This window comes from Pseudoalteromonas sp. SCSIO 43201, assembly GCF_023716725.1.
Classification (GTDB): Bacteria; Pseudomonadota; Gammaproteobacteria; order Enterobacterales; family Alteromonadaceae; genus Pseudoalteromonas; species Pseudoalteromonas peptidolytica.
The window spans coordinates 1,247,027-1,268,592 of sequence record NZ_CP072683.1 but is presented as its reverse complement, the minus strand read 5'-3'; the positions used below and the strand labels follow the sequence as shown (position 1 = coordinate 1,268,592).

The following is a 21,566-nucleotide window of genomic DNA, read 5'->3' as shown; positions in this document are numbered from 1 at the left end:
CATGTTGTCATTGCTCGCTGAACTCAAAGATCACAATTTCTCAATCTGGTTGCAAGATGGCGGACTAGAGCTGTCATTTGGCGCGCAAGCGCCAGATGCAGCGCTTGTTGCAAAGTTAAAATCAAACAAAACGCAGTTAATGGATTACCTTGAAGCAAAAGCAATTTTTTCAAAGGATGCGTTTAACACATTACCTGAATTAAACCGCTATCCGCTTTCGTTTGCGCAAGAGCGGTTACTCTTTATCGAACGCTTAGAAAATGGCACCAGCGCTTATCATATCCCCTTTTTGGTGAGACTCTCTGAGCACACCGAACTGACACATTTAGCAAACGCGCTAAATATCGTGTTAGATAGACATCAAGTACTTCGTAGTGTCTATCGTCAAGACAAGCAAGGCCATGACTATCAAGAAGTATTGAGCGCCAGTATTGATATTGCGCCGACCTCGGTAGCTGACTTAGCGGCGCTTAATGCGGCTGTGAAAAAAGCGATCAGTACACCATTTGATTTAGCCAATGAGCCTATGTTCAAGGTTTGCTGTTGGACGTTGGGCGCTGAACGTTACGTGCTATTTATGTGGCATCACATTGCGTTTGATGGTTGGTCTACAGAAATCTTTATGCGTGAACTACATCAAGCCTATTTTATGCTAGCTTCAGGCAAAACGCCTGAGCTACCAACGCTTGAGTTACAGTACAAGGATTACGCCAAATGGCAGCGCGAGTACCTCAGCGGCGATACCTTAACTACGCTTTTAGAGCACTGGACTGAGGCGCTCTCAGGCGCTGAGCAGCTCGAATTACACTCACCCCTACCACGGCCAAAGGAATACCAATATCGCGGTGCCGATCATCGTATTCATTTGGGTAAGGAAAGAAGCGAAGCCTTAAAGACCATAGCCAAAAAGCAGCAAACTAGCCTTTATGTTGTGCTGCTTAGCAGCTGGGCACTGACCTTACAGGCGACCAGTGGTCAGTCAGACTTAGTCATCGGCACCCCGTCTGACAACCGCCACCTAAGTCAGACGCAAAATCTTATTGGCTTTTTGGTCAATAGCTTAGCCCTGCCAGTTCATATTGATAACGCACTCGACTTTAATGCCTTAGTGCAACAAGTGCACCAAACCCTAAAAGCAGCCAAAGCACACCAAGATTTACCATTTGATAAATTGGTCGACGCCCTGAAATTACAACGAGATCCGTCTCGCCACCCACTATTTCAGATGATGTTTTCACTTGAGCAGTTTAAAAATAATAGTGATGACAACAGTCAACAGCTATTTACACCTGTGGATGAGTCACAAATAAAAGCGCTCCATAAAGTCGCTAAGTTCGACATTAGTTTACTGCTACAAAATGGGGACCAAGAAGTATTTGGTGATATTAACTACGCCACCGCACTATTTCCCAGTGACTGGATCGCAACCCTTGCTGAGCGCTTTATTAATATTATCGATCAGGTAATCGCCAGAACCGCACAGCCACTTGCAAAAGTAGCGCTACAAAATAAATTGGAGACTGACACACTCCGTACTTGGCACGACAACGCCGAGTTATTTGCCACCGATAAAGATCTGGCAAGCATCGTGGAGCAGCATGCCGCGAGTCACCCTGAACAAACAGCTATATTAACCAGCAGCGGTGACGCGCTGTCTTATGCCGAGCTAAACGGTAAAGCCAATGCCCTTGCCAACCACATCATTGCTCAGCACCCCAAAGTACAAGCTGGCCTATTGCCTGCCGATACCCCTATCGCGCTTTACTTTTCTCGCAGCAGCGAGATGCTCATTGCTATGTTGGCTGTGCTCAAAGCCGGTGGTGCCTATGTCCCTGTTTCACCAGACTACCCCGAAGCTCGGGTTGAATTTATTTTAACCGACACCAATACCGACTTGGTGCTAACGCAGGAAAGTCACTTACCCTCACTTAATCCTGTGCTTAGAAAAGCAGCGATGCTCGACGTGAAGGCGCTGTGCGTAAACACCCATACGCTGGCAGTGGAGCATGAGAATTTAGTGCGTCCAACGGCTTTGACTAACTTGGCTTATATCATCTACACCTCAGGGACAACCGGACAACCCAAAGGCGTGATGCTCACTCAGCACAATGTGCTCTATTACCTTCATGCCTTAACCCGCCAGTTAGGGGATAAGTATCGTAACATCGACTTTTCGTCTAACTACTGTTTTGACCTGTCAGTCACGACCACCTTATGTCCGCTCCTCGCGGGGCAAACCGTGTGTGTCTATGAGGGAGATATTCTTGATGCTGCCGCCTTTAGAGTTCACCTCAGCGCCGCGAATATTGGTTTTGTAAAAACCACACCGAGTCTTGCCATGGCACTCTTACCAGGCAGTGACGCACAAGTCGATACCCTAATGCTCGGTGGTGAAGCGCTGACTGAGCAGGCCATTGACGCCTTAAGCGGCCATGTTAATGCTATCTTCGACGAATATGGCCCCACGGAAACCACTGTCGGTGCGATGCTGGCACAAGCGTACCCTCGCCTTCATCAAGGCATAGGTAAAGCCTATCCTAACGTTAATCTTCATGTATTATCTGAGTCGCTCCAGCCCATGCCTATTGGCGCACCGGGTGAGTTGTATATTTCAGGTCTTGGGGTTGCCCGCGGTTACTTAAATCGCCCTGAGTTTAATGCCGAGCGCTTTATTGATAACCCGTTTAGTCATGACCCCGGCCATAACAAACTCTACAAAACAGGTGACCTTGCCCGCTTCCTAGACAACGGCGACTTGGTGTATCTCGGTCGTAACGATGAGCAGGTAAAAATCCGTGGTTATCGCGTTGAATTAGGTGAAATTGCCGCTGCCATTGCCAATCAGCAAGGCGTACAAAACGCCGTGGTGATTGATGTACCTGCACCGCAAGGCAAAGCATTGACCGCCTACCTTGTTGCAGAGTCTACTCTTGAAATTACCGAGTTAAAGCTTGCCCTAAGTGCTGCATTACCAGAGTACATGGTGCCCAGTCACTTTATCCTAGTTGAACATATTCCACTCACCGGTAACGGCAAGCTTGACCGTAAGGCTCTGCCTGCACCAGAGCTTCAAGCCGATAACCTCTATGTGACACCGCGCAATGCTTTAGAAACCCAGCTTTGTGAGATTTGGCAGCAGGTACTTGGTCTTGAGCAAGTGGGCATTGAAGATAATTTCTTCCAAATCGGCGGCGACTCTATTGTCAGTATTCAGCTGGTTTCACGCTTAAGAGAAGCTGGATTAACGGTACAAGTTAAAGAGATATTTGCCGCCCCAACTCCGGCGCGGCTGGCAAAACTTATCAATGCCAATGGCGATAAGCAGGTTGAGATAAAAACCGAACAAGGCCAGCTTGAAGGCGAGTTCGATCTGCTGCCTATCCAGCAGTGGTTCTTTGCCAATCAGTTTGCTAATCCCGCACATTTTACCCAAACTTTTGCCACGGTGATGCCAAGTGCAATCAGTGATGAGCGATTAGTCGAACTCTTGTCTGTATTGGCTGAGCAACACGATGTGCTACGCCTAGTGTTCAATCAAAAGACAGCGCACTTTACCCAACAGTACCAACAAAATAGCACCATGGCGCCTTTGACTAGGCTCGATGCAGATACACTCAGTGACGACGAACTTGCCAAGCAGTTAACCCGTTTGCAATCACAGTTTGTGTTAAATTCAGGCCCGTTATGGCGGCCAATTCGCGTCAAACGCCAAGGCCAAGATGTATTGGTATTGGCCTTCCATCACTTGATCATTGACTTTGTCTCTTGGCGGATCCTAATTGAGGATTTAAATAGCCTTTATCAAGGCAAAAAATTAGCACAAAAAACGTCAAGTTATCGCCAGTGGGTTGAGACCTTAACCCAATATGCACAGGTTCAATCTGAACAAATTAACTACTGGCAGGAAGTACTTGATACTTGCCAAACGCACTTAACAGCCAAGAGCCCACCGAAAAACCGAGTGATTAAACTAGATTCTGCATTCACGCAACCGTTGCTATTTGAGGCTAATCAGGGTTATCACACCGAGCCTAGGGATCTTGTTGTTGCCGCGCTATCACTGACACTTGCTCATATTACTGGTAGTAACAATCAGGTTATTGCCCTTGAAGGGCATGGTCGTGAGCACATTGCAGAAGACATTGACCATTCACGCACTGTTGGTTGGTTTACATCCTTATATCCACTGGCACTCCATGCAGGTGAAAGCCTCGAAAACGCTATCGTCAATGCTAAGGAGCAGCTGCGTTGCTTACCAGATAACGGCGTTGCTTTTGGTCAGTTTTATTTTGCCAAACAGGTAACCGGTGCTTTGCCAAGCGTTGCATTCAACTATTTAGGCCAAATCGGTGGCACAAAAGCGCAACAACCTAGTGGCGACTTCTACTTAACCGAGGCCATTACTGGTCAACAAGTCGCCGCCGAGAATAACGGTCATTATGTGTTGGATATCAACGCAGCTATTATTCATGGTCAACTTGTGTTGAATTGCACCACAGCATTATCTGATGAACAATTTGCTCTGTTCCAAAGCCAATTCACCGCCAGCCTTAAAGCGGTGATCGATAAAGCATTGAGCACCAGAGCGCTTGGTGCCAAACACACACCGAGCGACTATAACCTGACGGGTATCAGCTTCAGCCATTTAGATGCCCTGTGCACACGCTACGACCTAGCCGCAGTTTATCCTGCAACAAACTTGCAGCAAGGCTTTATCTTCCATCAGCTTAACAACCCCGCAGACACCGCTTATCGCGTGCAGTCACAGATGCAGTATTTCGACAAAATCGACCCCTCACTCTACCTACAAGCATGGCAGTTAACCTCACTACAATATCCGGCTCTGCGCTGCGCCTTTGATGTTGAAGAAACCATGCTACAGCTTATCGTTAATCACACTTGTGTTGATGATGATAACTTTAGTGTGATTGATATGAGTCAATATCCTCAAGATGAACAAGAGCAGCACATCGCAGCGCTGGCAAAAGAAACGCTCGCCCAGCCGTTTAATTTTGCAAGACCGGGACTATTTAACCTGCATGTGGTCAAACGCGGTGAAACCCATTATCACTTAATAAAAACTGAGCATCACAGCATTTGTGACGGCTGGAGCGGTCCACTCATTATGCAGACCGTTCACCAGAACTACACGCAATTACTACAAGGCCAAGCGCCTGTTTTTCAGGTGGATAATGCCTATTTAGATGCCCATGCTTACCTAAGAGACAACCAAGCTGCCACCAAAGCTTTTTGGCAAAATCATGTCGCTGATTTATCACAGGCAAACGATCTGAATACCTTGTTTAGTCACTCAACAGATTTAGAAACACTGCGTCATAACCACGACCCACGGACACGACATTTTACTCTGCCAAACGAAACATTAAGTAAGTTGCAACAAGTGTGTCAGCAACACTCGGTCACACTCAATGCAGCCGTTCAATTTGCTTGGCATAAACTTATCCAGATTTACACGCGCGACGAATTTACGCTTGTTGGCACAACTATCGCAGGCCGTGACTTACCAATTGACGGGATCGCGCAAAGTGTTGGTGCTTATATTAATACGTTACCGCTTTATCTTGATTGGCCTAGCGATACCACCATCGCGCAGCAACTTGAGAAGATCCAAACGGCCATTTTAGACTTAAATAGTCATGCGAATGTGTCACTCGCGTCACTGCAACAAGGTGGCACACGTTTATTCCAAAGCCTAGTTGTTTTCGAAAATTACCCAAACCTTGAAAACGAACAAGCTGAAGCCCAGCAAGCTCGCTGGCAGTTTGACGCAGCGCCAGAACAAGTTGAGTACCCACTGGCGCTAATCGCAAAAGAGCAAGGTACCTTGCAACTTGAACTAATGTATGACGGCAGTTTGCTCAGCGCGCTACGCATAGAGCAATTACAAAACCAACTACTGCTTATCCTTGAGCAGATTGCTGTAGATCCTCACCTACTACACAATCATATTGAAATAATTACTGCTGAAGAAAAAGCACGTATTCTTAATGAATGGAACCAAACTGAGCGTGCACTATGCAAGTTCAATAATTTTAATGACTTGCTTTGCACTCAGGTCGAGAGTACCCCCGATACAGTCGCTGTAGTTTGTCACGATAAACACTTAACTTATGAAGCGCTCAATCAGCAAGCTTGTCAGCTGGCGCAGCAGCTGTTGCACTACAAGGCTGAGGTATATGGTCATGAGTACCAAGGGGATTTTCCGGTATTGTTGATGCACGAAAAACAGCTGGACTCGATTGTCGCCATCCTCGCTATTCTCAAAGCTGGCGGTGGTTACGTGCCAATCTCACCGGAGTTTCCTGACTCAAGAATTGACTATATTGCCAAAGACTGTGATGCAAAAATCGTGATCACTCAGTCTCAGTGGCTAAATAAACTAGCAAGCTCATCATTAGCTGCTCTGGACTATCTAGTCAGTGACGCGCCATCACATAAAGCCACCGTTGAGCCCAAGGTATCTGTACAACCATCTGATCTGGCATATATTATTTATACCTCTGGGACCACTGGCAATCCAAAAGGCGTAGAGGTAAGCCACGAAGCATTGTTAAATTATGCTACTGACGACCACTTTATTGACGCCACCTTGTTAAACAATGTGCTTAGTCTGTCAAGCATTACCTTTGATGCCTTCATTTTTGATTGCTTTGTAACGCTTTGCCATGGAGCAACATTACATCTAATAGACAAACATACCCAACTTGATCCAACCAAGCTCGTAAGCTATTGCCTGCAAAATCAAGTTGATACCTGCTTCGTCACAACTGCGCTATTCAACCGTTTAGCCAACGAAGATTTTTTTGTGCTCGCAGGACTGAAACAAATTAACTTTGGGGGTGAAGCCGTTGATTTGACTATGGTTGAGCAAGTAAAAAGTCAAGCCCCCAATCTCAGTCTCTATCACGCTTATGGCCCTACAGAAACAACCGTCTATGCAACATGCTGTTTACTCAATGACACCACTCAAGGCGCGCCCATCGGCCGTGCTACTGCTAATAAGTCTGCTTACGTGTTGTCACCTACAGGAAAATTACTGCCACCAGGAGTCGCAGGAGAGCTGTATATTGGTGGCGCAGGTATGGCAAGGTGCTATTTGCACCGCCCAGATTTAACTGAACGAGCATTCTTAATTAATCCATTCGCATCGACTAAGTATCTCGAAAATGGTTGGAACAAAATGTATAAAACGGGCGACTTAGTTAAGTGGCGTGAAGATGGCCTACTTGACTACGTTGGACGAAGCGATTTTCAGGTTAAAATTCGCGGCTACCGTATTGAGCTTGGGGAAATTGAAGCTGCCATTAAACAGCATCCACACGTTAAAACAACCTTTATAAAGGTAAACGAGCAAGATGGAATTAAACGTATTGTCGCTTACTTGGTACTCGCAAACACAGAGTCATTCAATGAAGCTGCACTAGAGCAATCGCTGTGTCAACTACTGCCAAGTTATATGCTGCCCAGCGCCTACGTGGTGTTAGATGCGCTACCTGTAACAATAAACGGTAAAATTGATGCTCGCGCGCTGCCAGAGCCAGAGTTTTCTCACGCACAGCACCGCCGAGTCCCACAGACAGCACAAGCAAAACAGATTGCACAGATTTGGTGTGCAGTACTTGGACTCAAGCAAGTGGGGCTGGATGATAACTTTTTCCATATTGGCGGCGATTCCATTATTAGTATTCAGTTGATGTCCGCGCTAAAGCGCGCAGGTTATGCTTTATCCACCAAAGACATCTTTACCTATCCTACACTTGACGCACTATGCCAGTTTTTAGCAACGAGTGAACAGGTAATAATCAATGCAGAGCAGGGCGAACTTGATGGCAAGATCCCTCTTCTGCCAATTCAGCAGTGGTTTCTTACCTCTCATTACCAACATAAAGCGCATTTTAATCAATCTGTAATGCTGGCGCTGCCACATGATATTACACTAGATGCGCTAGAGAATGCCCTTGCTCAGCTTCATTGTCACCATGACATATTACGAGCACAGTTTAGCCAAGGTGAAACATGGCAATCTCAGTATCAAAGCACCAAAAGCTGCCCTGTGCCAAAGCTGATCCACTTAGATACGACTTCTCTTGATGCTGAGCAAACGGCACAAGCACTGACCAATATACACGGGCGCTTTGAATTAGGGAGTGGCACCCTTTGGCAACCTGTCCTGTTGAACAGTGAAACCTGTGCGCCTAGACTGGCCATTATTGTCCATCACTTAATCATCGATGGTGTGTCATGGCGGGTGTTTGTTGAAGATCTCAACAATTTGCTCCAAGGAGGCATGCTTGCAAATAAAACAAGTAGCTATCGTCAGTGGTCAGAAGTATTAGCCCAACATCCGTTTGAGCCACAAATCCCATACTGGAAAAATGTGCTACATACCCACCAGCCACTCAATGCAACAGCTCCACAGCAACACTTTACACATCGCTTCGATAGGCATTTTACCGAGCAGCTTTTACGCCATGCGCCTGCTGGTTTCAATACTGAAATCAATGACTTGTTACTGAGTGCATTTGCCAGAGCATGGTGTCACAGCTTCACCACAGACTACTGTCACCTGACATTAGAAGGCCACGGCCGCGAACATTTGAGCAATGAGATTGATACTTCCAGAACACTTGGCTGGTTTACCAGTATGTTCCCCGTTGCGTTAAAAAATGAGGACGACTTGTCTACCTTGATTATTAGTAGCAAAGAAACGCTTCGGGCTATTCCAGACAAAGGGCTTGGCTTTAGTGAGCTGGTAAGGCGTGGCGAGTTTGCTTTTAGCCAACTGCCCAAAGTAAGCTTCAATTATTTGGGACAGCTTGACAACAATAGCGATACTCAGGGTAATGGTATAAGTATGCTAAGCGCTGACTCTGGTAAAGCAAGCAGTGAAGAAAACCGAGACGAGATGGCATTAATAGTCAATGCGCAAGTGCGTCAAATGCAGCTGCAACTTACCTTTGCAAGTCAGTTAGGTGACAACCAAACGCAAAAATTTATCACTGCATTTGCAGCGACGCTAACACAAATTGTTGAACATTCACTTGGCGCGTGTGAACAAGGTAGTCTAAAAACCCTAAGCGATATAGAAATCGGTGCATTAGTGAATGGCACGGATACCCCTATTGAGTGGTTTTTATTTCCACCAGGAGGTGGAGGCGCTGAGAGTTACTTACAATCGCTTGCCCCGAAACTTTCGTCACCCTGTTATTGCTTCAACAACATTTATGCTGCGCAAGACAAGTGCGAAGGCTCATTGGCTTATGAATACTACCAGTTCCAAACGCTAGCCCTGCAATATGTTATCCACCTTAAAAAGTTAAAACCAAGTGGCCCTTACCGACTTTTTGGTTGGAGCTTTGGGGCAACACTGGTACTAGAGGTCGCAAAGTTATTACAGAAAAACGGCGACACGATTGAGCACATTGTGTTTGTTGACCCATGTTTTGACTACGCAAAAGTTAATGATGAAGCTTTTACTTTATACCCCGAATTTGCAGCGCTAGCACCTGATAGTATTAATTACAATTACTGTGCTGAACCTCGATTTGTATGCGATGCAAAAGTGACCCTGTTTAGTGCCGGATCAGAGGTAGAGATCTCCCCCTCGGACAGTTTAGAACTACAACTATCCAATCGTATTATCAACTTATATCTCAACAAAAAGCATAATCTTATTAATACAGTCATGGATATTAAACAGCTCCAAGAAATCGTGATGACAGGCTCTCACAACAGCTGGATTAAAACCCCTGATGACTTAATAAAAATGTCAGAAATTATGAACACTATTTAACAATTTCACTGTTAATATAATGTTAAATTAAAATCCTGGTGTGATGCTTAAGTGTATCACTCTAGGACTAACTCAATGCCACATTTCTCACAATATATGATTAAGGAATTACAAAATGGCTAAGGAAAATGTAGATGTACTTATTATCGGTGCTGGACCCGCCGGCACCATGACCGCAGCAAAACTTATCAAAGCTGGACTCACAGTAAAAATTGTTGAGCGTAGCCACTTCCCTCGCTATGTCATCGGTGAAAGTCTTCTACCACAAAGTATGCAGCACTTAGAAGATGCGGGATTTATGGAAGCCCTTGTCGCACGCAATTACCAGAAAAAAATTGGTGCCAATTTTAAGCAAGATGATTTCCACGAATTTTTCGACTTTTCAAAAAATTATACTGATGGCTGGACTTGGACTTGGCAAGTACCTAGAGACGATTTTGATAATGTACTTGCAGAAGAAGTACAAAAAATGGGCGCACCTATTGCGTTCGGTACATCAGTTGTTGATGCTAATATAGAGCTTGAATCACCTATTGTTAAAGTAGTAAACGAGGCCGGTGAGCAACAAGAAATCCAAGCAAAATTCGTAGTTGACTCCAGTGGTTATGGCCGTGTGCTAGCTAACTTATTGGACTTAAACGAGCCTTCTTCTTTACCTACACGTGCAACACTGTTCGCACAATTTAAACCAGCAAACGGTGTCAATACAGGCGCTGAAAACAATAAAGTCACTATTTTAGTTCACGAAGAAGAAGTTTGGGCGTGGCTGATCCCTTTCTCAGATGGCCGCGTTTCCGTTGGTTTTGTTGGTGATCCGGTTTATTTAGAGAGCGCAGAAGGTGATACCAAAGCACGCTTTTTAACTTATCTTGCTCGTGATAAACATGCCTCCGCGATGCTAGAGGGAATGGAGCTTTGCATGGAGCCTAAGGAGATTAAAGGTTATTCCAAAGGGATTAAGCAGCTTTATGGCAAAAACTTCGTGCTAACTGGTAACGCTAGCGAGTTTATTGATCCTGTTTTTTCAGCGGGAGTTATGTTTGCGATTGAGTCCGGAGCTAGAGCCGCAGACTTAATAGTCAAGCAACTTGAGGGTAAAGCCGCAGACTGGCAACAAGAGTATGAGCAGCACATGCTTGATGGTATCGCAGTGATGCGCACCTATATTGAAGGCTGGTATGACGGTCGTCTGCGCCGTTTATTCTTTTCAAATAACAAGCCGGAAAAAATAAAAAGCCAAATCACTTCTGTTTTGGCTGGTTATGTTTGGGACGACACCAACCCATTTGTGAAACGTAGTGAAAAAACATTAAATTTACTTTCGGATCTTCACAATAACCCAGAGGTAGCGTAAGTTAACCTGACGTGAATATAATGATGCACGTCAAATTATACTAATAAGATGCGTTTCAGTAGTAGTGAAAGTAGTTGTGCGAACTCTAAGAGCTCACGAGATTAATACTCGGTCTTAGGCTAGTTATAGATGTGTCACTTGGCGCTTTAAAGGACGAAGACAATGAAAACTAACTTTGTATACACTGCTGTTATTTCAGCGTTATTATCCGGCGTGGCACTTAGCACTCCGGTACAGGCCGCAAACTATAAAACCATTCTTATCCATGGCTTTCAAGCGGATCAACTAAACCGCCCAACTAGCACCAATGTTGAGCTTGAAGGTCAAGAGTACTGGTCATCTTTTTGGATAAACCATGCTGATGCTCGCATCGATTGGCCTTCTTATGAGCGCCTAGAAGGTAAAATTGCCACTGACTTTATTTGGCCAAAATTAAAGTCATTTGCCGAGAATGGCACCTGTGATCCAGGGTGTGTGTTTGTGACTCACTCAACCGGTGATCTAGTCGCACGTTATATCTTAGATAACCAAGCAACTTGGTTGCAAAATGCAGGCCTTTCTCCTTTGAATATTGTCGCTACCTTTGATTTAGCAGGTGCCGGTGGGGGCAGTGAATTAGCTGACACCGCAATTAACGCGGCAACTTCTGGTGGCATAGTCGGTGGACTAACACGTCAAGCTATTGAAGCGTGGCTAGGCAGTATGCCCGAAGAGTTTGGGATAATGTGGGATTTAAAGGTAAATAATGCCAGACAAGTCTCGCAATACCCGAGTGACAATGCGCCACGCCTGCGATTTGTTGCTGATGCAAGTGACTATTTTGGTCTCACGTCAGGCTTTTTACCTGGCAATGACGATGGTGTGGTATCTACTCATTCCTCTTGCGGTGCGTCGGCAAAAGGCAGTTTTGGAAGCTGTAGTAGCAGTGTTGCTATCAATGGTCAGCTCACTGCACAAGATGATGCAGTAACAAACTTTATGCCCTATCACTACCCACTTCTCATGAGTGCTGAGTATAGTCACGGCAATCTTCCTGATAGAGACTATCAAGGCAAAGTAACCGCAGCACGCACCCAGTTCAATGCTGGATATAAGACTATTCGCTTCAACACTTACGAAGAAACAACTGGCAGTTGGTTTTGGAAAAAAACCTATCGCTACGTAAGCGAGTCTGACTCTCAAAGCTTTTCACAATTGATTTTAAGTTCGCTGTGATCACAGTGTCACTTTGCTAATTTCTATGTTGAGGAACTGACTTGCGCAGTTCCTTGTATTAACAGAGTAAGTTTATGAAAAAGTTTTTCTTAATCAGCACGCTTTTAGTCATCGTCTGTATTGCGGCAGTTTTTTTTGCCTTGCAGCGCCCAATGCCTCCCTCACCTACACCCGCCTTGCAGGCAACTCCTCCCCTTAATGCAAGTGCGATAACACCAACTCCGAAGGCGGCTACGGCGCAAGCCACAGCGTCAAAAAAACAACCTCTCATCGATGCCCTGCCCCTTGCACAAGCAGCGCAATCTGCGGCAGCACATTATGAGTACAGCATCTCCTTGCCACCCTATTCACAACCACTTGGGAAAGGGGATTTTGACAGACTCAACCCCAACCATTTTTACGCCGTTACTATGTTATTAGAAGATACCAACCAACAGGTGTCTTTGACATTAAATCAATATCGCTTTATTCATCCAGCAACCATCGAAGTTAGTTTATCTGGCAGTCAGTTTTCCAGTGCGGTTGCTACAATCGTTGATCCAATGACACAACAGACCATCGCAACCTCTCGATTAATAAAAAAAGCAGAGGTTTGGCAAGGAGAAATTGCAGGACAAGCAGACTGGCCACCTGAGTTAAATATCCAAGTTAGAGCAAACCCAACCAATGCCAAGCCCGTGGCACTAACCGCCAATGCTCGTTACTATCAACCCAGCGCGACTTTACTAACGATTGCCCAGCCATACCCCCATAAAAGCGATTTAGTCATCCCGCTTCAGCTTGAGGTAAAACAAAGCGGTAGCTATCGGATCCGCGCAAACCTGTTCACACCTGATGGCACTCCCGTAAGTCATCTAGTAGAAAAGCAAAAGCTCAGCGAGGGTAAACAGGTCTTTCATTTAAAAGCCCATCACTCAGTGCTTGAGCCATTTTCAGCGAAGTCAGGCCCTTCACGATTTACACTAAAAACCTTTGTTATTGAGAAAATGTCACCCATGCCAGGAAAACGGGCACAATTTGGCGACAGTAAAGTCTCTGAGTATGAGATCACCGATTTTTACTTTGACGCATTGGAGCGTCAGCCATATCAGCCAAGCGCAGCGGAGCAACAGCGCCTTAGCTACTTACAGAAAATGGCTGGTAATTAATACCAGTTAAAAAGGTAAGCGGTGATACAGGTTCGAACACCGCATATACTGTGAGCGCGGGATATTTAAGAAGCTTCAGCGGCCACGCTTGGTTTTACCTGAGCAATACGATAAAAACCAAGCGCCGTGATTGATACTAATGTCATTACTATAAACAACATCATACCTGAGTGCAGATCCAAGATAAGTCCACCTATTACTGGTGCCACAGCATATCCTAGGGAACAAAGTCCAGCGGCACCAAAGTAACTAGCTTTTAAATTATCAGGAGCCAACCTATCGATGTACACATTGATATTTGTGAACATAATCGCCTCGCTTAAACTCAACACCATCATTGCTGCTATCCAACCCCAGACATTTTGTACATCATTGATAGCCATCATCAATTGAGATATCACCAAAACTATCCCGCCTGCATATAGTCGATGTTCAATTCGCCAATTTTTCATCAAATGGAGCAGCGGAAACTGACAGATAATAATGACACTTGAGTTCGCTATTATGAGGCTTGAGATCAACCATGCTAATTCAGGTACTTGAGCACGGGTAAGGTATTGAACTAAGCTCGAATCACACTGAGCATATACTAAGTACACCAAAGTCGTGGCAACAAGCACTATCAGAAATACTTTATCTTTACGTAAAATCCCAAGCCACTTTGAAAACTTTGGTACAGATTTAGCTACTGACTGAGCAGTTGCAAGCTGTGCTTCACTCAACTTAGGTCGAAAATAAAGCAGAGCAAATAGTAGACCGATATAAGATATACCGGTGTAGATAAAACTAAATTGCTCCCCGTTGAGCCCCGCCCATAACCCATAAAGAGGCCCAAGCGCTGCTCCTACATTGACTAAGAAATAGAGAAGGTGAAGCGCTAGTTCTCTGTCTTTTACATCTGCCAGTTCTTCGGTAAGTAACGCCTTACTAGGTGCATCCCAAAGCGTTCTGGGCAAACAGGCCAAAAATACCGATGTTGCGAATAGCCATAATGACTCTGTCACCGCTAGCATAGAAAAAGAAATCGCTCCTATGCTGACAGCAATGTATAACATTTTGGTGCGACCAAAACGATCAGCCAAATTACCGGTGTAAAAGCCTAAAAAGACTGCGACCGTCGCAGATAACGTCAGCAGCAAGCCTACCTCAGTAGCGCTTAGCCCATAGTTTTCATACAGTATTACGGCTAAAAATGGCCACACCATGTAATAGCTGGCACGAACAAAAAAGTTGCCAATTAGCATCACCCAAACTAATGGGGTGAAACGTGTTAATCGTGTAGTTACAGAGCTTATTTCCATGGTTCTTCCTGCTTTATTATTGTTTGGAAAAAGACCTTAATTCCTAAACCTAAGTTTAGGTCAAACTTTTGTTCGCAGTATTACACCTGAACTCAAGATAAAAGGTTATAAAATACCCAATCTCAAAAGGCGTAATATAACGCTAGTCAGAAGTTATTTGTCGTTACAGCTGAACACTGCGGCCAAAACATTCCTAAAACAGCAACATCAGCAGGTAGATTCTAACGCGTTACCAAAGGAAAATAATCGTGAAATAAGTAAGAAAAGATTTCATCCTTGAAATCATAAAAGGGAGAAAAAACCGTTGTGCAAACCGGATCCGACCTGTTTGCAAAATCACGCTAAGGTTGAGCAATAACAGCCAACCTACTGTTTGAATACGAAAGTTGGTTTAGTAAACCGTATTAGAACCGCCTAACGTAAAATAAGTTAAAGAAATCCAGACCTGGATTATGATCACTTAGACCAGCATTTGAGTAATGTAAGTACCTCATTCCCACTTTGCTATATGGTGTTACGCTTAAATTGATACCAATTCGGTCTTCAAATTGATAATGCACACCAATATCTTTACCGGCAAAACGTGTGTCACTGACGTATGACATGCCAATACCAAATTCAAAATTAACAGGCATCGTGCCGAGTTTGGTTATTGGCACATTGAGCACTGGCGATAAAGCAATTGCAAAACTGGTGTCTGAACGTTTTGGGTCGCCATACTCCCAATAGTTCGTACTCAACTCAAAGTAAATGTACGAACCTTCACTAAACCCATATTCTGAAATACTAAAGTATGCTGGCCGATAACCAAGCCTTAAGCCTTTAACGTCACCCTCTCCCATCACATAATCCAGTGCAACTTCACTACTATATGAAGGGATAGACACCAATAAGAAACCTAGCCAGACCATTATCAATGAAACAAAACGCATAACAACTCCTCAACCACGGAGACTAGTTTACGTCATTATTTAATTCTATAAACACACCAAAACGCACTTTAATGATGCCATAATGACACCAAATAAAAATTATCAAGGCACAAGGAAAACCAATACCAAATTATGAGTTATACTACCTAAAACGACCTTGAGAACGTTATATGCAGTATTTCATTGGGAGCGTTATCGCTATATTCAGTGCTTTTTATACACACGCTGACATACCAAAGAAAATAGATATCTACACCGAGCATTTTCCTCCTTATCAAGTCAAACAAAAAAATGGCGCCATCGGCGGTTTTGCTAGCGAAATTGTCAGACTCATTATGTGGGAAGCCGATTTAGGCTATCAAATCTATATGTTGCCATGGGCACGAGCCAAGTCATATGCCAGTAAATCGCCTTACGCATTGCTGTACTCATTAGCCAAGACCAGTGATCGAGAAGCGAATTACACTTGGATTGCACCGCTGTGTGAATTGAACGTCGCGTTTTATAAGCGTGCCGATGTAAACACTCACTCTCAGTGGAGTATAGAAAAAATAAAACAACATGTTGTTGCCGTTGGTGCCGACCAACTCTCAGAGAATTACCTGAAACAGCACGGTTTTAATCCTGACAATAACCTTGTATCGGTCAGTAGCTTTAATCGAGCTGGCGGTCTGCTTGAAAAAGGTAGAATAGACTTCATCTTCGGTGCGGAGAATTTTGTTGAAAGAATGGCAACTAGAATGGGCGCTCGTGCGCAATGGGATAAAGTCTTAGAAGTCCCCGACTTGAGTAAAACACTTTACCTCACAGCTCGTAAAAATGCGCCAGAAGCTTACGTACAAAAATTAAAAAAAGCAGCAGCTCAAGTACTTGAAAAACGTCATATGACTGACGTTGGCTGTCAAGTTAGGCCGTAACACCCAGCTGATCATTTTACTCGCAATCTCGATATGATAAGTCTACAGTACAGACTGGAGGTATTAATACCAGTTTGACTTAAAACTTGCTCAATTTGAAGGAGTAAATCTGACGCTAACAGCGTTAAAAATTTCTTATTTAGAACAACTAAATAGCAAAATTTTCGCCTAGTTATCGACAAGATTTTCTCGCCTCAAAATAGACCTCTTAATTAAGAAAATTGGTATAACCTTACAAATTTTACCGCGATTTAATTGGTATTGGACTGTAGTCTGCGTCATACAGCTAACACAGCCTTACAATGCTTCATCTTACCAATTTCGCGCTCTTATTCTCAGTTATAGGTAGGTAACTATGAATTGGTTCTATCGCATTTACCATTTTGCACTCAAATGTATTGTGATTTTTATTGGTATTCCAAGCCCCAAACTACATCAGGGTAAACAAGGATTAGACAGTGCGATACAAGCACTGGGATTGCAAAAAGGGGACAACGTTCTGGTTGTCACAGATAACGTCCTATTACAGCTAAACCTCCATAACATCGTTGCAGAGGCATTAGAAAAAGCCAATCTGGTCGCGCATTATTACAGTGAGGTATTACCCAACCCTACCATAGACAACATTGAAAATGGTGTCGCGACATATCATCAAAAACACTGTAAAGCTATTATTTCTCTTGGCGGTGGCTCGGTATTAGACAGCGGCAAACTCATTGGTGCAAGAATTGTCAGGCCTCACAAGCAAGTTACCCAGCTAAAAGGCCTGTTTAAAGTACTCAAGCGCTTGCCTGCCAATATTGCTATTCCAACCACCGCAGGAACTGGATCAGAGACTACCGTTGCAGCTGTGGTAAACGACCCACAGAGCAATACAAAATACGCTGCAACAGACTTCTGCTTGGTGCCCCATCACGCTGTGTTGTTGCCAGAATTAACCACCAGCATGCCTGCACATATTAGCGCAACCACTGCGATTGATGCCTTAACTCACGCAATTGAAGCGCTCCTCAGTATCAACTGTTTGAAATTCAGTCAAGAGCGCGCGCTTTGCGCATGTAAAGCCATTTTTGAGTTTTTACCTAAAGTGCAACAGACCCCTAATGATTTAAACGCAAGAGCGCAGTTGCTACTCGCTTCTCATTACGCTGGTCAAGCCTTTACCAGAACATCTGTAGGTTATGTACATGCTATTTCGCATCAATTAAGTGCGCAGTATGGCACGCCTCACGGCCTTGCCAACGCAGTGTTATTGCTACCTGTACTCAAATGGTATGGTGATAGAATAAACCAGCAGCTAGCCTTAATCGCCAGATACTGTGGCCTTACTTCGTTGGACTACCCAATAGAACGACAAGCAGACGACTTGCTTAACCACATAGAAAACTTGCTGCGCGAGCTAAATATTCAAACCAAGCTTCATGAAGTTCTACAAAGCGACGTGGCATCTTTAGCAGAGCTTGCATTAAAAGAAGCCCACCCAGATTATCCGGTACCACACTTTATGGATCCTTGCGCATGTCAGGGAATTATAAAAGACATTGCTTGTTAGCTGAATACGGTAACGATGACACTGCACTTCGTAACGTGCGTTGTCATCATCACTGATATTACAATTTAAATCGCTCAACTAGTGTAGCAAGGCGATGCGAGAAACTACTTAAAGACTCGCTGCCCCTTGCTAAACTTTGCATAGCTTGAGCGTTCTCGCTTGCAGTGCTCTGTGCGTCTAGCATCACTTGCTCTATTTGTTGACAGTCTGTCGCTTGATGTCCCGCAGCTTGATTTACTTCTTCACTTAGCGTAGTCACTTGTGCAATCGCGGTGGCTATCTCATCCATTGCCAGTGCAAGCGCTTCGCTTTGTTGGACACTGAATTCAACATCTCGTTGGCCAGAGTTAATCGCCTCGGCGGCAGTATGTGTATCTTGTCGCAGTGCAACAATTTTTTGATTGATTTCATTAGTTGATTCTTGCGTGCGAGACGCAAGTGTTCTGACTTCATCAGCAACCACTGCAAAGCCCCGCCCCTGCTCTCCAGCACGCGCAGCTTCAATAGCTGCATTTAACGCCAGTAGGTTAGTTTGTTCAGCAATAGAGACGATAGTATCTAAAATACTGCCAATACTTTCACTGTGTGAGGTCAGCTTGGCCATACTCTCGACCGCCTCTGACATACGTGTACTCAAAGACAAGATATGCTGCTTATTTTCTTGTGCATTTTTGCTCACTTCGGTTTTGTGTTGGTTGGCAGTGTGAATGCTTGCAAGACTCTCAGAAGAGCGCTCAGACACAGATAAGGCACTGGCTGAAATACTTTGTGATAGCCGGTTTGCATTGTCCATACGTCGCATCTGCTCTGTGGCATTCCCTGCTATTTGCTTACTTTCCCGCAGTGAACCTTGTGATAATGCTTCGAGCTCATGTACCTGCTTGTTAATCGACTCTAACAACTCCCTTAAGTTGTCTTTTACTTGGTTGATGTTATCAATTAACTGTCCAAACTCATCGTCATTACGTTTGCTCATTTTTTTTGAAAAGTCACCAGCCGCTAAGTGCCTCAACATTTTATTTACCGCAGCCAAAGGCCCTAACATCGCACGGCTGGTTGATACAGAAATAAACGCCCCCAGCACAATAAACACCATAACCAGTATCATAGTCACATTTTGTGCCCGCTCGATTAGTACACTGATCTCGCTTTGTGCACGATTAAAAGCAGCATTGGCATTTTGCTGCATTTTTTCAAGCTCAGCTAAAATGGTAAAACCATGCTGCTCAGATTGTTTATACAGTGTAGCGGCTTGCTGTTGCTTATTTAGCTTCTCTTTTACTGCGCTATAAAGGTAACCTGGCGTTTCTAGCTTTTCCCTCAGTCTAGCCATTCCCTCACCAAACTGCGCCAGTAGCGGCTCCGCATTCATTCCTACAGCTTGGCGCTGTAAAAATGCCACGTTATTATCAATATTATCCAGTAAAAACAGCATGTCTTGTTGATGAGGCGTTAGCTGTTGAAGTGATAGCCCACTTATCCTCTCACTATTGTTTTCAAGGGTAAAGAGCATGTCATCAATACGAACCCCTGTACCTATCATTTCCTCTAATTGTCTCGTATTGCTGGTCTCTAGTAACTCAAGATCCAGCATCGCATTGCTGGCCGTTTCTTTATCTTTTTTCAACGCTTGATATTGCTCATGAATGCGTTGTTGTGCTTCTACAGCATCGGCTTTAGCCTGTAGCATTTGCTCTGCTGCAAGACTTAGTTTACGACCAAGGTTAAGTGTACGTTTTAGCGGCTCTGCAAACGTAGGCATGGATTCCGTTAATGATGTCAAATGCTGTTGGCGCTCAACATACAACGCGTTTCCAGCAGCGAATCGCTGCTTTGCGTCACTTATCTCGGCTGCACTTTCTAATGTGTAAGCTTGGGCAATAAGCTTGCTGAGTTTAAGTTGTTCAAGCTGCAGAGCATCAGCACTGCGCTGAATTGGTAGTGTGACCTCGCCCATATCTTGATTGGCTGATTTGATTTGCGCTAACGCTAAGTAGGCTAGGATACCTGCAATTAGCAGCAGCAAGCCTAATGCACTAAAGCCTAAAGTAATTTTTTGTTTTATTGTTAGTTTACTTAGCATAATGTCATTGCTCTAATTTGAGTAACCAAACTATGTTACAAACGGAATAAAAAACCAAGTAAATACTCTAAATTTTATGAACTCAACTATTAAAAAGGTAGCTACAAAACCTTACTTTTGCTTACTTACTTTTTGATTTTATTTTTAGTTTTAGCGATCATAGTGGAAAACCACCTGATTATTTATGAGCATATTACAGTGAGAAAAACTGCTATCATAGAAGCTAAGGCCTTGTGTCAAAAACATAAGAGCGCGTTTTTATCTACCCTATCAAGCAATCAAAAAGGGTTTCCTTTTTCCTCTATCGCCCAATATATCTTTCTTGATGATAACCACTTTTATTTTTTTATCAGCGATATAGCACAGCACACGAAGAATTTAATTAAACACTCTGAGCTTTCTTTTATGATTTTAGACGATGGTGATGTCGCAGACGTTGAAAATGCTCGAGTCACTATTTTAGGCCATGCCCATAAATTATCGAGAGATGAAAGCCGCGCGCAAATTGACCAGTTTATTGCCACCCATGAAAAGGCACAGCAATATGCCATGCTCGGCGATTTTAACCTTTGGCGAGTGGTTGTTACACGAGTACGGTACGTTGGTGGTTTTGGACGCGCATTTTGGCTTGAAAAAGGTGAGTGGTATTAAACGGCGAAGTCGAATGTATTTTGACTTTGCTTCGCAGACTTGCCTTTGGTATTCAAAACAGCATGCCAAAATGCACGAGTGCTGGGTGTATCGCCCTCTTTCTTGACCTTCCAGCACCCTTTATAAATAGACCAGATATGCGCCATAAACTGGCTGGCATACCCTTTTCTGCGTTCTGAGGGAATAATATAGAGTGCACAGACCTCAAACTCTCTGCGGCGTGAAATACATATCGCAATGAAGCCCACCAACTTGCCATCTACATATAATAAATATGCCATGTTCGTTGCACAGCATAACTCAAACAAGCCAAGTTGACGCGGATAATCGCTCTGCTCCAATAGATGTGTCATTGTCTGTTCACTGTATTTATCAACTCGAATAAGTTCTAATTCTGCCACGCTCGCTCCCCCTAAACAGTAAGCCTATATCATCCGCAACGTTTGTGGGTAAATTGTGAAGTTAAATAAAATTGTTCGATTTGCACTTAATATCTGAAATTTGGTTTGCGTGATTGTTTGTCGTAATGCAACAAATCAGCCTGGTATCAATACAAGCTTTGATTAAGACGCAGGGCTTATATGTCCCAATCAGCGTAA

At 44.1% G+C, this 21,566-nt stretch carries 11 protein-coding genes; 7 read left to right on the top strand and 4 right to left on the bottom strand.

Annotated elements, in window-relative coordinates:
- Nucleotide 1: 1 nt before the first annotated feature.
- The 4 genes from J8Z24_RS05450 to J8Z24_RS05435 all read left to right on the top strand — a co-directional run bounded on the left by J8Z24_RS05450 (nt 2) and on the right by J8Z24_RS05435 (nt 13,531).
- A complete protein-coding gene (locus J8Z24_RS05450) occupies nt 2-9,814 on the top strand; it encodes a non-ribosomal peptide synthetase (RefSeq protein WP_252095445.1) in 9,813 nt (3,270 codons plus the stop codon).
- 115 nt (nt 9,815-9,929) lie between these two features.
- Nucleotides 9,930-11,168 carry an NAD(P)/FAD-dependent oxidoreductase gene (locus J8Z24_RS05445; RefSeq protein ID WP_252095444.1) on the top strand — a complete coding sequence of 413 codons (1,239 nt, stop codon included), beginning with the start codon at nt 9,930-9,932 and terminating at the stop codon, nt 11,166-11,168.
- Between the two features lie 162 nt (nt 11,169-11,330).
- Nucleotides 11,331-12,383, top strand: coding sequence for a hypothetical protein (locus J8Z24_RS05440; protein ID WP_176033068.1), 1,053 nt, complete (start codon nt 11,331-11,333; stop codon nt 12,381-12,383).
- Nucleotides 12,384-12,457: 74 nt separating this feature from the next.
- A complete protein-coding gene (locus J8Z24_RS05435) occupies nt 12,458-13,531 on the top strand; it encodes a hypothetical protein (RefSeq protein WP_176033069.1) in 1,074 nt (357 codons plus the stop codon).
- A 65-nt stretch (nt 13,532-13,596) separates the two neighbouring features.
- On the opposite strand, the gene J8Z24_RS05430 is transcribed toward J8Z24_RS05435, so the two are convergent.
- A complete protein-coding gene (locus J8Z24_RS05430) occupies nt 13,597-14,832 on the bottom strand; it encodes an MDR family MFS transporter (RefSeq protein ID WP_252095443.1) in 1,236 nt (411 codons plus the stop codon).
- Nucleotides 14,833-15,236: 404 nt separating this feature from the next.
- Nucleotides 15,237-15,764 carry an acyloxyacyl hydrolase gene (locus J8Z24_RS05425; RefSeq protein WP_176033071.1) on the bottom strand — a complete coding sequence of 176 codons (528 nt, stop codon included), beginning with the start codon at nt 15,762-15,764 and terminating at the stop codon, nt 15,237-15,239.
- 170 nt (nt 15,765-15,934) lie between these two features.
- Here J8Z24_RS05425 and J8Z24_RS05420 point away from each other — a divergent pair, with 170 nt between their 5' ends.
- On the top strand, nt 15,935-16,681 hold the full coding sequence (locus tag J8Z24_RS05420; RefSeq protein WP_252095441.1) for a substrate-binding periplasmic protein: 747 nt from the start codon (nt 15,935-15,937) through the stop codon (nt 16,679-16,681).
- A gap of 355 nt (nt 16,682-17,036) precedes the next feature.
- Nucleotides 17,037-18,233: an iron-containing alcohol dehydrogenase gene (locus J8Z24_RS05415; RefSeq protein WP_252095439.1), complete on the top strand. Its 1,197-nt coding sequence runs from the start codon at nt 17,037-17,039 to the stop codon at nt 18,231-18,233.
- A 58-nt stretch (nt 18,234-18,291) separates the two neighbouring features.
- Here J8Z24_RS05415 and J8Z24_RS05410 read toward each other — a convergent pair whose 3' ends face one another.
- A complete protein-coding gene (locus J8Z24_RS05410) occupies nt 18,292-20,316 on the bottom strand; it encodes a methyl-accepting chemotaxis protein (RefSeq protein ID WP_252095438.1) in 2,025 nt (674 codons plus the stop codon).
- A gap of 198 nt (nt 20,317-20,514) precedes the next feature.
- Between J8Z24_RS05410 and J8Z24_RS05405 the strand changes: the two genes are divergently transcribed.
- On the top strand, nt 20,515-20,967 hold the full coding sequence (locus tag J8Z24_RS05405) for a pyridoxamine 5'-phosphate oxidase family protein (protein WP_125254412.1): 453 nt from the start codon (nt 20,515-20,517) through the stop codon (nt 20,965-20,967).
- Here J8Z24_RS05405 and J8Z24_RS05400 read toward each other — a convergent pair.
- Nucleotides 20,964-21,368: a GNAT family N-acetyltransferase gene (locus tag J8Z24_RS05400; RefSeq protein ID WP_252095437.1), complete on the bottom strand. Its 405-nt coding sequence runs from the start codon at nt 21,366-21,368 to the stop codon at nt 20,964-20,966. The genes J8Z24_RS05405 and J8Z24_RS05400 overlap by 4 nt on opposite strands.
- Nucleotides 21,369-21,566 lie beyond the last annotated feature (198 nt).

Bases quoted from the DNA above. Each gene is read 5' to 3' on its own strand.
- J8Z24_RS05435 (WP_176033069.1), top strand. From the start codon at position 12,458: ATGAAAAAGTTTTTCTTAATCAGCACGCTTTTAGTCATCGTCTGTATT.
- J8Z24_RS05410 (WP_252095438.1), bottom strand. From the start codon at position 20,316: ATGCTAAGTAAACTAACAATAAAACAAAAAATTACTTTAGGCTTTAGT.
- J8Z24_RS05445 (WP_252095444.1), top strand. From the start codon at position 9,930: ATGGCTAAGGAAAATGTAGATGTACTTATTATCGGTGCTGGACCCGCC.
- J8Z24_RS05440 (WP_176033068.1), top strand. From the start codon at position 11,331: ATGAAAACTAACTTTGTATACACTGCTGTTATTTCAGCGTTATTATCC.
- J8Z24_RS05415 (WP_252095439.1), top strand. From the start codon at position 17,037: ATGAATTGGTTCTATCGCATTTACCATTTTGCACTCAAATGTATTGTG.
- J8Z24_RS05420 (WP_252095441.1), top strand. From the start codon at position 15,935: ATGCAGTATTTCATTGGGAGCGTTATCGCTATATTCAGTGCTTTTTAT.
- J8Z24_RS05450 (WP_252095445.1), top strand. From the start codon at position 2: ATGTTGTCATTGCTCGCTGAACTCAAAGATCACAATTTCTCAATCTGG.
- J8Z24_RS05430 (WP_252095443.1), bottom strand. From the start codon at position 14,832: ATGGAAATAAGCTCTGTAACTACACGATTAACACGTTTCACCCCATTA.
- J8Z24_RS05425 (WP_176033071.1), bottom strand. From the start codon at position 15,764: ATGCGTTTTGTTTCATTGATAATGGTCTGGCTAGGTTTCTTATTGGTG.